Below are 14,053 nucleotides of genomic sequence, written 5' to 3' on the forward strand. Positions count from 1 at the left end.
GCCGGAGGGGGAAAGGGGTGTCATGCGGAGTGACGGCGAGCTCATGCTGGGCGGCCTGCTGCGCAACAGCCACACCGCCTCCTTCGAGGACATCGTCCCGCTGCTCAACGAGCACGCCCCCATGGCGGGCTTCAGCAACCCCATGGTCTACGTCTCCGACCTGCAGCAGAAGTACCTGGTGCCGCTGCCGAACCAGTTCAGCGCCGGGGGCGAGCCGCTCACGCGGCTGAACATCGACACCACGATCGCCGGTCGCGCGTTCCGCAACGTCGAGCTGGTGCACGCCCGGCCCGACGAGGACCTCCCGCCCTGCGAGCAGGAGGACGGGCTGCGCCTGTGGTCGCCGCTCCTGGACGGCACGGAGCGGGTCGGCGTGGTGGGCGGCATCACGCAACGGGTCGACGAGGTCATCGAGTGGCGGTTCAAGCGCCTGTCGACGCTGCTGTCGCTGCTGGTGGTGAGCAAACGCCAGACCAGCGACACCTACTCGCGGATGGTGCGCGAGAAGCCGATGACGCTGTCGGCCGAGGTGCTGCACAACCTGCTGCCGAACGGCAGCTTCGCCAACGACGAAGTGGTGATCGCCGCCGCGCTGGAGCCCGCCTACCAGGTGGGGGGTGACGTGTTCGAGTACGGCATCGAGGACGACCAGCTGCACGTGTCGATCTTCGACGCGATGGGGCACGATCTGGCGTCCGGGCTGACGGCGAGCATCGCGGTCGGCTCCTGCCGCAGCAACCGGCTCAAAGGCGCCGGCCTGGTGGCGATCAGCGAGGCCATCGACGAGGCGATCGCCCAGCACTTCCAGCTGAGCCGGTTCGCCACCGGCATCATCGCCAACCTCGACATGTCGACGGGAACGCTGTCCTGGGTGAACCGCGGCCACCACCCGGCGCTGGTGGTCCGCAACGGCAAGCTGGCCGCCACCCTGGGAAGCGCCAAGCCCGCGCCGCCGATGGGCTTCAGGCTGGGCCGGCGCGCCGAGGTGGAGCACTACCAGCTCCACGCCGGCGACCGGCTGCTCTTCTACACCGACGGCATCGTCGAGGCGCGCAGCCCCGAGGGGGAGCCGTTCGGGCTGGAGCGGTTCATCGACTACATCGTCCGCAGGGAGGCCGACGGCCTGCCGGCGCCGGAGACGCTGCGCCGGCTCATCCAGTCGATCATGCGCTACCAGCGCGGCCGGCTGCAGGACGACGCGACCGTGCTGACGGTCGAGTGGATGTCCGGCAGACGCCCGGGCGTCACGCTCTAAGACACCGCTGCACCCGGCCGGCCTTTCCTGCGGTAGGCGGTGATCGCCACCCCGACGGCGAGGGCGGCATATCCGCACGTCACGGTCAAACCTGCCCATGGCGGGACCGGGTAATAGCCGCCGAGCAGTGACCGGTCCACATCCACATGCGCGAACGTGGCGACGCTCTGCGTGATCGCGAACCCGGCGGCAAGGGTGACCGCCAGAAGCCATGGCGCCAGACCGGCGGTGGCCAGCAGCTAGGGCACGACGACCAGCGCGACGGCCAGTCCGACGGCGGCGACGCCCCGTTCGACCAGCGCGGCCAGGCCCAGAGCCAGCACGGCGGCGGCCGCGGTCAGCGCCGCAAAGCCGACGATCACCCGCACCTCGGTACCCAGGGTGATCGGCTGGATCGGGTTCTGATGGGCGCGCAACACCGCCAGGCCGGCGGGGACCACGACTCCCGAGGCCACCAGCCCCGCCACGAACGCGACCGCACCGACCACCGCGGCCTCGGCCGCCAGCCGCCGCGCCGGCAGGCCGATTCTCCCGCGCCGGTGGTCCGCCGTGAAGAACGTCACCGCCGCCACGAGTACCGGGATCAGCCCCGAGGCCCCGCCGATCAGCAAGAGGTCGGCGCGCATACCGCCCTCCACCGTGGCGGGCCCGATGGCACCGCCACCGGTCACGATGAGCTTGCCGCCGGACTCCACGACCCCGCCCGGGTGATGCGGGGTCCTGCCGTCGGACTCCAGGACGGCGCCGGCGTCGTCGTGCCGCCACGATCCGTTCGCGCCCTGCGGCGTGATCTGGTCGAAGGTGGCGGTCGCCTGGGCGAAGGCTTTCGCCATGTCCCACAGAACGCCTGGTGAGGTGACGAACAGCCCGATCTCGACCGTCTCCGGCAGCCCGGTCAGCTTGACCGTGCCGACCTCGGTCCACGTCCTGCCGTCGTCCGACTCGTAGCCGCTGATGGTGTCGCCCGACCTGGTCAGCCCGCAGCCACCGCGGGCCGTTGCGGGGACCGCCGGGCATGTCGTGGACGTAGTTGTACTGCATCCGCACGCCGTGGTCTCCGGTGAGCATGACGGCGGCGTACGGTGTGCCTCGCTGGAGGCTCTGCCTGACGAGGAGCCCGGCCTTGGCCCACGGCACCACTCCTTCCTGGACGTTGCGGACCCCGAGTTCGGCGTCCGGCAGCCGGATCTGCCCGGTCATGTCCGCCACCCGGGCGGTGATGCCGCCGTTCCCCTTCCGACGGTTGTACGCGGCACCGGGTTCCGGCCGGGCCGCAGCGGCTGCGACCTGGCCGGAACCTGGGCTCTGGCATCGTTGACCCATGGCACCTCGACCCGGTGGCCGGCTCGGCTGCCCCACCCGCACGACGACCGCCGGTGCGCGGCGGTGAGGGTTCTCCTCGTCGAGGACTTCGAGGTCCTCGCCCGCGACCTGCCCGGCGTCCATGGGGACGAGATCTGCCGGCGACTCGCCCAGGGCCGCTGCCGGACCCGGGTGCTCATGCTCCGGATCGACCACCCCGCCTGACCCTCGGGACGGCCGGTCAGGCGCCTTCTCGCGAGGGTGGCGGCAGAGGGGCGGTGGCGGCTTGGGCGAAGCGGCGGGCCAGCTGGGCGAACGCGTCCTTGAGCTCGGGCGGGCCGACGACCTCGATGTCGGCGTCGAACCTGCCGATGCTCGCGGCGAGTCCGGCCCACGACCAGGAGCCCAGGACGAGCCGGCAGCGGTCCGCGCCGAGTTCCTCCACGACGCCGTCACGGAGATAGCGCGAGACGGTGGCGGCGGGCAGCCGGAGCACCACCTCACCCCGGCAGGGCCAGTCACCGGAGCCACCACCGCGGAACCGGCCCGCCACGAACGCGGCCACATCGCCTCCGGGCACCTCACGCGCAGCGAAGTGGGGCCCGTTGGGCGTGCGCGGGCTGATGCGATCAACGCGAAAGGTCCGCCAGTCGTCGCGATCAAGATCCCAGGCGACGAGATACCACCGCCCACCCCAGGTGACAAGATGATGCGGCTCCACCCGGCGAGGCGGCCGCATGCCGTCATCCGTCGGTGACGCGGGCACGTCGTCCGTCGGACATGCGGGAGCGCGATCGTCGGTCGGCGATGCGGGGGCGTACCGGCGGGGTGGGCGGATGTTGTCGTCCGTCGGAGACGCGGGAGGGTGATCGTCCGTCGGTGGCCGGGAGGCGGGGCTGATGATCAGGGAGGCGGGGGCGTAGTCGAAGCGGAGGACTTCGCGGGCGCGGACGGCGGCGCCTAGCGCAGCGAGTACGCCGCTGCCGACCTGTGGGAGCGGGTGGGGGGCGGGTCGCTCGACGGCGGTGATCTGGAGGGTGTCGATCCGGTGGCGCAGGCGCGCGGGCATGACCTGGCGGACGGTGGTCAGCGCGCGTGCCGCCGCTTCCCCGATGCCGGCGCCGCTGGCGGCGGCGGTCTGGAGCGCCACGGCCAGCGCGACGGCCTGCTCGTCGTCGAACAGCAACGGGGGCAGGTCGGCGCCGGCGTCGAGCCGGTACCCGCCGTCGGGACCTTTGGCGGCCACGATCGGGTAGCCGAGCTCGCGCAGGCGGTCGACGTCGCGGCGGACGGTGCGCGGGCTGACGTCCAGCCGCTCGGCCAGCACCGCTCCGGGCCAGTCGCGGCGCGCCTGGAGCAGCGAGAGCAACGCCAGCAGCCGTGCTGAGGTCTTCGGCATGTCTCCCATATTGCCGTGAGTAGCGGCCACAACCTGACCGCTACCCCTGCGACTGTTGTCCCCGGAACACCACGAAACCCATGAAGAGGTCAGGAGCCGAAATGTCCGTCAAGTCCGTGACTCATCTGAACTTCCGCGGCGACGCCCGCCCGGCGCTCGAGTTCTACCGTTCCGTCTTCGGCGGCGAACTCACCGCCGTGACGTACGAGGACGCCGGGATCGTGCGGAACCCCGCCGAGGCGGACCAGGTGATGTGGGGCCAGGTGATCGCCGGCGACGGCTTCCACGTGATGGCCTACGACGTGCCCGCCGGGATGCCGTGGGACCGGGGTGACAACTCGTTCTTCGTCTCACTCCGCGGCGAGACCGCCGAGGAGGTCACCGCCTACTGGGAGAAGCTCTCCGCCGGAGCGACCGTCGCGCGGCCGCTGGCGCCCGCGGAATGGGCGCCGCTCTACGGGATGCTCACGGACCGCTTCGGCGTCGTCTGGGTCCTGGACGTGGCGAGCGAATACAGCGGCTGAGCCACAGGCGCACGCCGCACTCTCGCGACCACACCCCCAGAACGACGACACCTCCCAGAACAACCCCGGAAACGACGACGCCCCCGGAAGCACGACGAGGAAAGTGACCACCATGACGATGCGGCCCCCGGTGCGGACCGTTCTCGGTGAGCGGGCGCTGAACCGCGCGACGCTCGCCCGGCAGTTGCTGCTCGAGCGCGCCGACCTGCCGGTCACCGGCGCCGTGGCGCACCTGTGCGGGCTGCAGGCGCAGGAGCCTCAGGAGCCGTTCGTCGGCCTCTGGTCGCGCCTGCGCGCGTTCGACCCGGCGGCGCTCTCCGGTCTGCTGGTCCGGCGGAGCGTGGTGCGGGTCCATCTGATGCGCCGCACCGTGCACCTCGTCACCGCCGGTGACGTGCTGGCCTGGCGGGCGCGCCACGACGCCATGCTGCGCCAGCGCGTGCTCGGGGTCTACCGTCGCGAGCTCGCCGGGGTGGACCTGGACGAGCTGGCCGCGGCGGGCCGGGCGGTGATGGCCGACGGCGAACCGCGTTCGATGGCCGAAGTCGTGGAGGCGCTCGCCGGGCGCTGGCCGGAGCCGGGACGGCGGGCCCTGGGCGAGATGGTGATCTCCGCCCTCGTCCCGGTGGCGCAGGCGCCCCCGCGCGGGCTCTGGCGCGCGAGGGCGGGGGTGCGCAACGTGCTGCTCTCGTCCTGGCTGGGGCGCGAGATCGACCCGCATGTCCCGGACGGCTCCGACCCGGTCGGCCAGGCGCTGGTGCGGCGCTATCTCGCCGCGTTCGGCCCGGCCGCCACGGCCGATCTGCGCGCCTGGTCCGGCCTGGCCGGGCTGCCGGGTGCGGTGGCCGCGGTACGGGAGGAGCTGGTCTCCTTCCGTGACGAGCGGGGCCGGGAGCTGCTGGACCTGCCCGACGCGCCGCGCCCCGACCCCGACACGCCCGCCCCGGTGCGGTTCCTGCCGGCGTTCGACAACGCGATCCTCGGTTACCACGCCCGGGGCCGGATCATCGACGACGCGCACCGGGGCCTGTCGGTCGCCGGCGCCCGCGTCGTCCTGGTCGACGGCCGGGTCGCCGCGACCTGGACCGTCGAGTCGGGCACCGTGACGGTCACCCCGCTGCGCCGCCTCAGCCCGGCCGACCGGACAGCCGTGGCCGACCAGGGACAGCAACTGGCGACGTTCCTGTCCGACGGCGACAGTGACGGCGTCCGGATCACCGCATCCCCCCACTGACCACCGGACGCCGTGGCGTCGGGTCTGGCGGGGCGGGCGGTCAGGCGCAGGCCGGCGACGTCATGGGGCGTTGGCGTTCAGGATCGGGATGAGGTTCTCCTCCTCGTAGTCCAGGTGTGCCTCCACCTGCGCGGTCAGCCGGTCCACCTCCGCCGACACCGCCGCCCGGTCGGTGTGCTCGCCCGCGACGAGCCGCTGCAGCTCCTCCAGGAGGCGGGCGATCTCCTCGTGCTCGCGGCGCAGCCGGGCCATGACGTCGGCGATCTCCGGGTACTGCTCGTCGAGGTGCGGGAACATGTGGGCGTCTTCCATCGTGTGGTGGTGGCTCAGCCCCTGGCAGACGGCCAGGCAGTTGATCCGCAGTTGCGCGCCCAGGCCGCCGCCGGACTCGGCGACCTCCTTGCGGACGATGGCCAGCTCCTTGCGGAAGGCGTCGTGGATGAGCTTGAGCCCGTCGCCGGGCCGCGCGGCGGCGGGGGCGGGCGGGCCCGCGAGGTCGAGTGCCACCACGGGCAGGGGGCGGCCGGACGCGGTCTCGTACCGTGCCCATCCGGGGTCGGTCCCGGTGGCGCGGGCGAAGATCCGGTCGCGTTCGGCGCCTTCCAGGATGCGCGCGTCGGCCTCGTACGTGAACGCGCCGGTTTCGACGGTGACGCGCGGGTTCTTGCGGAGGTTGTGGAACCAGGCGGGGTGGCGGGGGGAGCCGCCGGCGGAGGCGATGACGTACAGCCGGCCCGGATCCTCGTCGAGCAGGTAGCCGAGCGGGGTGGTGCGGCGGTTGCCGGTCCTGGCGCCGGTGGTGGTCAGCAGGAGCAGGCGGGCGTCCTCGAAGGGCGGCCCGACCCGGCCCTGGCCGGCCCTGAACTGCTCGATGACGTGCTGGTTGAAGTCCATGGTCATGCGGTGCTCTCTCCGATCGGTGGGAAAGCCCGCACGCCGACCGCGCGGAAAAGCGCATAGCTGGCGGAGCTATGAAGCGAAAAAAGGGGAAGCGGGGACGGCGCGCAGGCGCGGTTCAGGTCAGGCGCGTCCGTGTGAAGTGGTCACGGTGTCGTCCCCTTACGTCGCGGCCTCCATGCCGCCGCAGTCCTCCCATGCGGCGTCACGCGACCTGCCGATCATTCAACGCCGCCCGTTCGACGGCTGTCAAATCCCGTCCCGGTGTTTGCGGGCGGGGACGCGGCTCGGCTAATGTCGCCATCCCAGCTATGGACGAGGAGGTGAGACCGATTCCCGCACGTACCCGCCGGGTGCTCTCACCTCACGACATCTGCCCGGTCTAGCCGGCCGGGGGGAGAGCGCCCGTGACATACCGAAAGGCGCTCATGTCCCTTGCCGCCATCGTCACCCGGCTCCGCGCCGCGGGCTGCGTCTTCGCCGAGGACGAGGCACGCCTGCTGGCCGCCGCCGCCCCCGATCCCGCCGAGCTGGCCCGCCTGGTGGAGCGCCGCGCCGCCGGCGAGCCGCTGGAGCACGTCCTGGGCTGGGCCCGTTTCCGCGGCCTGCGTATCCAGGTCGATCCTGGCGTCTTCGTGCCGCGTCCGCGCACCGAGTTCCTGGCCGAGCAGGCGATCGCCGCCGCGCCCGGCCCGGCGGCGGTCGTGGTGGATCTGTGCTGCGGGTCCGGCGCGCTCGGCGCCGCCCTGGTGGCGGCGCTGGGCGAGGTCGAGTTGCACGCCTCCGACATCGACCCCGCCGCCGTCGCCTGCGCCCGCCGCAACCTGCCGGGCGCCCGGGTGTACGAGGGAGATCTGTTCGATCCGCTGCCCGCCGGGCTGCGCGGCCGGGTGGACCTGCTGCTGGCCAACGTCCCGTACGTGCCCACCGGCGAGATCCCGCTGCTGCCCGCGGAGGCCCGCCTGCACGAGGCCCGGGTGGCGCTGGACGGCGGCGGGGACGGGCTGGAGGTGCTGCGCCGGGTGGCCGCGTCCGCCGGGCGGTGGCTGGCCCCCGGCGGTCACCTGCTCTTCGAGACCGGCGGCCGGCAGGCGGCGCACGCGGTCGAGGCGATCGCCCGCCATGGCCTGACACCCCGCGTCGCCCACTCCGGCGACTGGGACGCCACCGTCCTCATCGCCACCCGGCAGGGCTGACCCCGATGAGTTTCCGGGCGGCCCGAGGTCTGCCCGGGGAAGTGACGGAAGGACGGGAGGCCCGCGATGGGCAAGCTGATCTACTCGATGATCACCTCGCTGGACGGCTACGTGAGCGACGAGAACGGCGACTACGGCTGGGGCGCGCCGGACGAGGAGTCGCACACGTTCGTCAACGAGCACATGCGGTCGATCGGCACCTACCTCTACGGCCGCCGGATGTACGAGACGATGGTCTTCTGGGAGACCGCGCACACGCTGCCGGACCAGCCGCCGTTCATCCTGGAGTGCGCGAAGGTCTGGCAGGCCGCCGACAAGGTCGTCTATTCGACGACGCTGGAGGAGGTGTCCAGCGGGCGGACCCGGATCGAGCGGGCTTTCGACCCGGAGCGGGTGCGTGAGCTGAAGGCGGCCTCCGACCGCGACCTCACCGTCGACGGGCCGGACCTGGCGGCGCAGGCGATCCGGGCGGGGCTGGTGGACGAGTTCCAGCTCTTCGTCGGGCCGGCGGTCGTCGGCGGCGGCGTCCCGTTCTTCCCCGCCGGGGTGCGCGCCGACCTGGAGTTGCTGGACGAGCGGCGCTTCGGCAACGGGGTGATCTTCCTGCGTTACGGGGTCGGGCGGTAGCCGCGGCCGTGTGGGGTAGGGGACGGCCATGGCATCGCTCATGGACCGGGTGCGCGCGTACATGCGCAGCCCGAAAGGCAGGCAGACGGTCGAATCGGCCAAGCGGATGGCCCGCGACCCCCGCAACCAACACAAGGCCAGGCACTTCCTGGACAAGTTCCGTTCCCGGCGGCACTGACGGCTCTTTCGTGACGGCGGCGCCCGGCGTGGCGCCGCCGTCGCCTTGCGCGGACACCCCAGATATTTCACATTTGACTTATATAAGCGTTGCCTGAAACACTCTGTTCGTGCACGCGTTCGACATTCTCGGTGATCCGGTCCGGCGCCGGATCCTGGAGCTGCTCGCCGGCGGCGAGCTGAGCTCCGGTGAGGTCACCGCCGTCATCCAGCGTGAGCACGGCATCTCCCAGCCCGCGGTGTCGCAGCATCTGAAGGTGCTGCGCGACAACGGCTTCGCCACCGTGCGCGCCCAGGGCACCCGGCGTTTCTACGTCGTGAACCCGGCGCCCCTGCGCGAGGTCGACCAGTGGCTGGACCGCTTCCGCGGCTTCTGGGAGCAGCGCCTCGACGCGCTGTCCACGGAGATCGCCCGCGGCAAGCGGGAACGCCGTGCCCGCGACAGCCATCCGACAGAAAGCTGACTTCGATGGACATCATCGACGAGATCACCCGTACCCATCGCGAGGTGCGCGACACCGGCGAGGCCAAGGTCGTCGAGCTCACCCGCCACTACGACACCGGCCTGGAGGATCTCTGGGACGCCTGCACCAGCGCGGAGCGCATCTCGCGCTGGTTCCTGCCGATCACCGGCGACCTGCGGCTCGGCGGCAGCTACCAGCTGAAGGGCAACGCCGGCGGCGAGGTCCTGTCCTGCGAGCCGCCGAACCGGTTCAGGGTGTCATGGGTGATGGGTGAGGCCCCGGCGTCGTACGTGGAGGTGCGCCTGGCGGCCGACGGCGACCGCACCCGCTTCGAGCTGCGCCACGAGGCCGTGGTGCCGCCCGAGTTCTGGGAGCAGTTCGGTCCCGGCTCGGTCGGCGTCGGCTGGGACCTCGGGCTGCTCGGCCTGGCGCTGCACCTGACCGGCGGCGAGAAGGTGGACGAGGAGCACTTCCACGAGACCGATGAGGGGCGGGAGTTCATCGTCCGCAGCAGCGGGTCCTGGGGCGAGGCGTTCCGGGCCTCCGGCGCCTCGCCCGAGCTGGCCGCCGCGGTGACCGCCGCGACCACCGCCTTCTACGCACCCCCCGCGGAGTGACGCGATGCCCAAGAAGATCACGCCGTTCCTCATGTTCGAGGGCAGGGCGCAGGAAGCGATCGACTTCTACCTGAAGGTGTTCGACGACGCGGAGGTGATCTCCGTGGTCCGCTACGGCCCTGGCGAGCCGGGGCCGGAGGGCAGCATCCAGCTCGCCCACCTGCGGGTCTGCGGGCAGGAGTTCCTCTGCAACGACAGCTATGTGTCGCACGCCTTCACGTTCACCCCGTCGCTGTCGCTGTTCGTGGAGTGCGAGTCGGAGGAGGAGATCGACCGGCTCTACCCGGTGCTGTCGGAGCAGGGCGGGGCGATGATGCCGCTCGGCCAGTACGGCTTCAGCGCCAAGTTCGCCTGGGTGGCCGACCGGTTCGGCGTCTCCTGGCAGCTCAACCTGCCCTGACGGTCAGCCGAGCAGCGCGGCCGGGTCGCGGGCGGGCGGGCCGGCGGGCCACCAGGTGTCGCCGCGCCGCTCGAAGGGGTACCACCGGCCGTCCCTGCCGTATCTGAGCTGGCGGTCGCCGATGGTCCAGCGGTTGCGGGCCCACTCCACCCCGGCGGGTGGCTCGCCCTCCCAGGCCGCGTCCAGCATGGCCCGCGCCCTGGCGAGGTCCTGCCGGGCGGGGGTCCACGCCGTCTCCAGCGCCTCCAGCCCGGCGGCGCCGCCGTGTCGCCAGGCCGCCACCTGGGCGTCGAGGCCGAGGTCGAGGCCGAACGCGGCGCTCATCCGTACCCGGTCCTGGTGTTCGGTCAGAACCGGCAGGCGGCCGGAGACGAGCAGGTCGCGCGCCCGGGAGGCGGCGGAGGCGGCCAGCACCTCCAGCGCGGCCACGTCCACGCCGGGGGCGGGCTCCAGCCCGAGCGGCGCGTGGGGGGCGTCCAGCGGGGGCGGGTCGGGCAGCGGGGGCATCCCGCGCGCGAAGGCCTCGCGCGCGGGCGTGCCCGGCAGCGTCCCGGCCCGCGCGCCCGTCGCACCGCCAGTGCCCGCCGCGCCCTCGGCGCTCTCGCTCCGCGCGCCCGGGATGTCTCGTTGGTGGAGCGCCTCGATCAGCTCCTGCTCGCCCCGGCCGCGTAGCAGCAGCAGGACGAAGGGGTCGGCGTCGAGGAGCCAGGAGGCCTGGTAGCAGAGCGCGGCCGCGTGCCGGCACGCCCAGTCGGGGCACGAGCATTCCGGTTCCAGGTCGCCGACCGCGGGCAGCAGCGGCACGCCGGCGGCCTCGGCGGCCCGTACCAGGTCGTGGGGCATGTCGCGGTCGAGCAGGGCGGCGATGTGCCCGGCCTTGGCCGCCACCTGGTCCAGGAAGCGGTCCCATGCGGCGTCGGAGAGCTGCTCGACCCGCACGACCGTGTCGTGCTCGTGCTCGGCGACGGAGGCCAGCCGCCCGGGGCTGACGGTGATGGGGCCGAGTTGCCCGGTCTTGGCGTAGGCGCGGCCCCGCTGGAGGAGCCCCTGGTCGAGCGAGGTGTCGGCGAGGGCCTTGAGCCAGGCCTGGCCCCACCAGGTGGTGGCGAAGCGGGCGCCGGCGCGCTGGCGGGGGAAGGCGGGGAAGCCGCGGGCGGCGGTCATCTCAGCTCCACGAGGGTGGCGAGCTCGGCGTCGGTCAGTTCGGTCAGGGCCGCTTCGCCGGAGGCGAGCACGGCGTCGGCGAGTTGGCGTTTGGCGGCGAGCATCAGGGCGATCCGGTCCTCGATGGTGCCTTCGGTGATCAGCCGGTGGACCTGGACGGGCCTGGTCTGGCCGATGCGGTGGGCGCGGTCGGTGGCCTGGTCCTCGACGGCGGGGTTCCACCAGCGGTCGTAGTGGATGACGTGGTCGGCGCGGGTGAGGTTGAGCCCGGTGCCGGCGGCCTTGAGCGACAGCAGGAACACCGGCGTCTCGCCGTCCTGGAAGCGGCGGACCATCTCCTCGCGGCGGGCGACCGGGGTGCCGCCGTGCAGCAGCTGGCTGGGGACGCCGCGGGCGGCCAGGTGGTGGGCGATCAGCCTGGCCATGGTCACGTACTGGGTGAAGACCAGCACCGCGCCGTCCTCGGCGACGATGGTGTCGACCAGTTCGTCGAGCAGTTCGAGCTTGCCGGAGCGGCCGGTCAGCCGGGGCGCGGTCTCGTGCAGATACTGGGCGGGGTGGTTGCAGATCTGTTTGAGCCCGGTGAGCAGTTTGACGATCAGGCCGCGCCTGGCCATGCCGCCGGCGCCCTCGATCCGCGTCATCATCTCGCGTACGACGGCCTCGTACAGGCCGGCCTGCTCGGTGGTGAGGGCGACCGGCCGGTCGGTCTCGGTCTTGGGCGGCAGTTCGGGCGCGATGCCGGGGTCGGACTTGCGGCGGCGCAGCAGGAACGGCCGCACCAGCCGCGACAGCCGGTCGGCGGTCCCGGTGTCGCCGGACTCGATCGGCCCGGCCCAGCGGGCGCGGAACCGGGGCAGCGTGCCGAGCAGGCCGGGGGTGGTCCAGTCGAGGATGGCCCACAGCTCCGACAGGTTGTTCTCGACGGGGGTGCCGGTGAGGGCGACGCGGGCGGCGGCGGGGATCTCGCGCAGCGCGCCGGCGGTGCCGGAGGCGGGGTTCTTGACGTGCTGGGCCTCGTCGGCGACGACCAGGTCCCACGGGTGGGCGGCCAGGCGGGTGGCGTCGCGCCGCATGGTGGCGTACGTGGTGAGCACGAATCCCTCGTCGGCCAGGGTGCGGGCGGAGCCGTGGTAGCGGCGTACCGGCACGCCGGGGGCGAACCTGGTGATCTCCCGCTCCCAGTTGCCCAGCAGCGACGCCGGGCACACGACGAGTGTGGGCCCGCCGCCGCGGTGCAGGTGCAGGGCGATGAGGGTGATGGTCTTGCCCAGGCCCATGTCGTCGGCCAGGCAGGCGCCGAGCCCGAGTGAGGTCATCCTGGCCAGCCAGCGCAGGCCCTGCAGCTGGTAGTCGCGCAGTGTGGCGGCCAGGCCGGGCGGCGGGGCGAGGTCCTCCGGTTCGGCCAGCCGGTCGCGCAGCTCGCTCAGCCACGCGCCGGGTTCGACCGGCACCTGTTCGCCGTCGGCCTCGACGGTGCCGGTGAGCGCGGCGGCGAGCGCGTCCACGGGGGTGAGCGGCTTGAGCTCGCGCAGGCGTGCCTTGCGTGCCAGGTCGGGGTCGATGAGCACCCACTGGTCGCGCAGCCGTACGACGGGCCGGTGCGTCTCGGCGAGGTGGTCCATCTCGGCGGCGGTGAGCCGCTCGCCGCCGAGGGCGAGCTGCCAGTCGAAGGCGACCAGGTGGTGGCCGCCGAGGAACGAGGGCAGGTCGGACGGGGCCGCGTCGCGCTCGCCGATCGCGGCGCGGGCGCTCAGTCCGCGTACGAGGGAGCGCGGCCAGTGGACCTCGGCCCCGGCGGCGGTGAGCCGTCCGGCGGCTCCGGCCAGCAGGTCGCCGACGTCCTCGTCGGTCAGCGGCAGTTCGTCGGGGACGGGGCTGTCGAGCAGCGCCGCCAGGCGGGGCCAGGCGCGGGCGGCCCGGCGCAGGGCGATGGTCGTCTCGATCCTGGCACGGCCGCCGAACCCGGGGTCGCGGCCCTGCCACAGGTCGGCGGCGTCCACCACGAGTGACGGGCCGGCCAGGCTGTGCACCTGCACCACGGCGCGGTACTCGCCCGCGGCCACGTCGTCGGCCTCGATCCGCAGGGACACCCGCACGCCGGCGTCGAGGTCGGCGGAGACGTCCTCGGCCCACCGGCGCAGCTTCGGCACCTTGACGGGGCGCACGGCGGCGAACGCGGTGGTGCCGGTCGCCTTGACGGCGCCGGGTGAGCGCGGCATGCCGTCGGCCACGGCGTCCAGGAACGCCCGCACCAGCGTCTCGGCGTCGGCCAGCACGGGTCCGGCGTCGCCGTGGTCCTCTCCGAGGGGGACGGCGCGGGCGGAGGCCGGCATGGCGTCGGCGAGTTCGCGGATGCGCTGGACGTCGGCGGCGTCGAAAGGGCCGGCGCGCCAGGCGTCGTGGCCGGCCGCGGTCACCGTGGGGCGGATGCGGCCGCGGGTGACCAGCTGGAGCGCCACCAGCGCCGCCGCGCCCCAGAAGCGGGCCGCGGGGTGGGCCGAGGCGTCGGTGCGGGCTCTGGCCAGCGCGGCGACGGCCTCGGCCACGGGCGTCCTGGTGGCGGCCGCCTCGCGTACGCGGATGCCCTCGTCGTAGGGTTCGGCGACGGTGACGGTGTCCGCGCCCGCCGGTCCGAGGAAGGCCATGCGGCCCGCTCTGGGCGGTTCGCCGGGCTCGAAGACGACCGCGTTCCGTACCGAATCCTGTCCGTCTGTCACAACCGTACAGTGTACGGTACGCGGGGGTGTGGTTTCCCACACCTGAACACGGAAGCCCGCCTCATCAACGGGACCAC

15 protein-coding genes are annotated in these 14,053 nt (G+C 73.1%); 10 read left to right on the forward strand and 5 right to left on the reverse strand.

Features of this window, described 5'->3' with window-relative positions:
- Window positions 1–22: 22 nt before the first annotated feature.
- Window positions 23–1,255, forward strand: coding sequence for a PP2C family protein-serine/threonine phosphatase (locus KME79_RS23705; protein ID WP_219546363.1), 1,233 nt, complete (start codon window positions 23–25; stop codon window positions 1,253–1,255).
- Window positions 1,256–1,494: 239 nt separating this feature from the next.
- Here the strand turns inward: KME79_RS23705 and KME79_RS23710 are convergent, their stop codons facing one another.
- A complete protein-coding gene (locus KME79_RS23710; RefSeq protein ID WP_219546364.1) occupies window positions 1,495–2,088 on the reverse strand; it encodes a hypothetical protein in 594 nt (197 codons plus the stop codon).
- Between the two features lie 187 nt (window positions 2,089–2,275).
- Between KME79_RS23710 and KME79_RS45165 the strand changes: the two genes are divergently transcribed.
- On the forward strand, window positions 2,276–2,782 hold the full coding sequence (locus KME79_RS45165) for a response regulator (protein ID WP_246640294.1): 507 nt from the start codon (window positions 2,276–2,278) through the stop codon (window positions 2,780–2,782).
- Between the two features lie 16 nt (window positions 2,783–2,798).
- On the opposite strand, the gene KME79_RS45170 is transcribed toward KME79_RS45165, so the two are convergent.
- Window positions 2,799–3,956 (reverse strand): helix-turn-helix transcriptional regulator, encoded by a 1,158-nt coding sequence (locus KME79_RS45170; protein WP_246640295.1) that lies wholly within the window; start codon window positions 3,954–3,956, stop codon window positions 2,799–2,801.
- Between the two features lie 101 nt (window positions 3,957–4,057).
- Between KME79_RS45170 and KME79_RS23730 the strand changes: the two genes are divergently transcribed.
- A complete protein-coding gene (locus tag KME79_RS23730; RefSeq protein ID WP_219546365.1) occupies window positions 4,058–4,480 on the forward strand; it encodes a VOC family protein in 423 nt (140 codons plus the stop codon).
- A gap of 112 nt (window positions 4,481–4,592) precedes the next feature.
- Window positions 4,593–5,714: a winged helix DNA-binding domain-containing protein gene (locus KME79_RS23735; protein WP_246640296.1), complete on the forward strand. Its 1,122-nt coding sequence runs from the start codon at window positions 4,593–4,595 to the stop codon at window positions 5,712–5,714.
- A 60-nt stretch (window positions 5,715–5,774) separates the two neighbouring features.
- On the opposite strand, the gene KME79_RS23740 is transcribed toward KME79_RS23735, so the two are convergent.
- Window positions 5,775–6,614 (reverse strand): nitroreductase/quinone reductase family protein, encoded by an 840-nt coding sequence (locus KME79_RS23740; protein ID WP_219546366.1) that lies wholly within the window; start codon window positions 6,612–6,614, stop codon window positions 5,775–5,777.
- Window positions 6,615–7,039: 425 nt separating this feature from the next.
- Here KME79_RS23740 and KME79_RS23745 point away from each other — a divergent pair, with 425 nt between their 5' ends.
- From KME79_RS23745 to KME79_RS23770, 6 genes are all read left to right on the forward strand, one after another.
- Window positions 7,040–7,807: a putative protein N(5)-glutamine methyltransferase gene (locus KME79_RS23745; protein ID WP_219546417.1), complete on the forward strand. Its 768-nt coding sequence runs from the start codon at window positions 7,040–7,042 to the stop codon at window positions 7,805–7,807.
- A 66-nt stretch (window positions 7,808–7,873) separates the two neighbouring features.
- On the forward strand, window positions 7,874–8,434 hold the full coding sequence (locus tag KME79_RS23750; protein WP_219546367.1) for a dihydrofolate reductase family protein: 561 nt from the start codon (window positions 7,874–7,876) through the stop codon (window positions 8,432–8,434).
- 28 nt (window positions 8,435–8,462) lie between these two features.
- Window positions 8,463–8,612: a hypothetical protein gene (locus KME79_RS23755; protein WP_187281160.1), complete on the forward strand. Its 150-nt coding sequence runs from the start codon at window positions 8,463–8,465 to the stop codon at window positions 8,610–8,612.
- A 109-nt stretch (window positions 8,613–8,721) separates the two neighbouring features.
- Window positions 8,722–9,075, forward strand: a complete 354-nt coding sequence (locus tag KME79_RS23760) for an ArsR/SmtB family transcription factor (protein WP_148031596.1) — start codon at window positions 8,722–8,724, stop codon at window positions 9,073–9,075.
- 5 nt (window positions 9,076–9,080) lie between these two features.
- On the forward strand, window positions 9,081–9,692 hold the full coding sequence (locus tag KME79_RS23765) for an SRPBCC domain-containing protein (protein ID WP_148031595.1): 612 nt from the start codon (window positions 9,081–9,083) through the stop codon (window positions 9,690–9,692).
- A gap of 4 nt (window positions 9,693–9,696) precedes the next feature.
- Window positions 9,697–10,092, forward strand: coding sequence for a VOC family protein (locus KME79_RS23770; RefSeq protein WP_148031594.1), 396 nt, complete (start codon window positions 9,697–9,699; stop codon window positions 10,090–10,092).
- A gap of 3 nt (window positions 10,093–10,095) precedes the next feature.
- Here KME79_RS23770 and KME79_RS23775 read toward each other — a convergent pair whose 3' ends face one another.
- Entirely contained in the window at window positions 10,096–11,256 is a 1,161-nt protein-coding gene (locus KME79_RS23775; protein ID WP_219546368.1) for an SWIM zinc finger family protein, read from the reverse strand.
- Window positions 11,253–13,976, reverse strand: coding sequence for an SCO1167/SCO6262 family helicase (locus KME79_RS23780; protein WP_308249025.1), 2,724 nt, complete (start codon window positions 13,974–13,976; stop codon window positions 11,253–11,255). Before KME79_RS23780 ends, KME79_RS23775 begins: the two co-directional genes overlap by 4 nt.
- Window positions 13,977–14,053 lie beyond the last annotated feature (77 nt).

The sequence above is a fragment of the Nonomuraea harbinensis genome (genome assembly GCF_019396385.1).
Taxonomy (GTDB): Bacteria; Actinomycetota; Actinomycetes; order Streptosporangiales; family Streptosporangiaceae; genus Nonomuraea; species Nonomuraea ferruginea.

What these genes read in the sequence shown, in the direction of transcription:
- KME79_RS23705 (WP_219546363.1), top strand. Translation starts at nt 23, where the DNA reads ATGCGGAGTGACGGCGAGCTCATGCTGGGCGGCCTGCTGCGCAACAGC.
- KME79_RS23710 (WP_219546364.1), bottom strand. Translation starts at nt 2,088, where the DNA reads ATGGCGAAAGCCTTCGCCCAGGCGACCGCCACCTTCGACCAGATCACG.
- KME79_RS45170 (WP_246640295.1), bottom strand. Translation starts at nt 3,956, where the DNA reads ATGCCGAAGACCTCAGCACGGCTGCTGGCGTTGCTCTCGCTGCTCCAG.
- KME79_RS23730 (WP_219546365.1), top strand. Translation starts at nt 4,058, where the DNA reads ATGTCCGTCAAGTCCGTGACTCATCTGAACTTCCGCGGCGACGCCCGC.
- KME79_RS23735 (WP_246640296.1), top strand. Translation starts at nt 4,593, where the DNA reads ATGACGATGCGGCCCCCGGTGCGGACCGTTCTCGGTGAGCGGGCGCTG.
- KME79_RS23740 (WP_219546366.1), bottom strand. Translation starts at nt 6,614, where the DNA reads ATGACCATGGACTTCAACCAGCACGTCATCGAGCAGTTCAGGGCCGGC.
- KME79_RS23745 (WP_219546417.1), top strand. Translation starts at nt 7,040, where the DNA reads ATGTCCCTTGCCGCCATCGTCACCCGGCTCCGCGCCGCGGGCTGCGTC.
- KME79_RS23750 (WP_219546367.1), top strand. Translation starts at nt 7,874, where the DNA reads ATGGGCAAGCTGATCTACTCGATGATCACCTCGCTGGACGGCTACGTG.
- KME79_RS23755 (WP_187281160.1), top strand. Translation starts at nt 8,463, where the DNA reads ATGGCATCGCTCATGGACCGGGTGCGCGCGTACATGCGCAGCCCGAAA.
- KME79_RS23765 (WP_148031595.1), top strand. Translation starts at nt 9,081, where the DNA reads ATGGACATCATCGACGAGATCACCCGTACCCATCGCGAGGTGCGCGAC.
- KME79_RS23770 (WP_148031594.1), top strand. Translation starts at nt 9,697, where the DNA reads ATGCCCAAGAAGATCACGCCGTTCCTCATGTTCGAGGGCAGGGCGCAG.
- KME79_RS23775 (WP_219546368.1), bottom strand. Translation starts at nt 11,256, where the DNA reads ATGACCGCCGCCCGCGGCTTCCCCGCCTTCCCCCGCCAGCGCGCCGGC.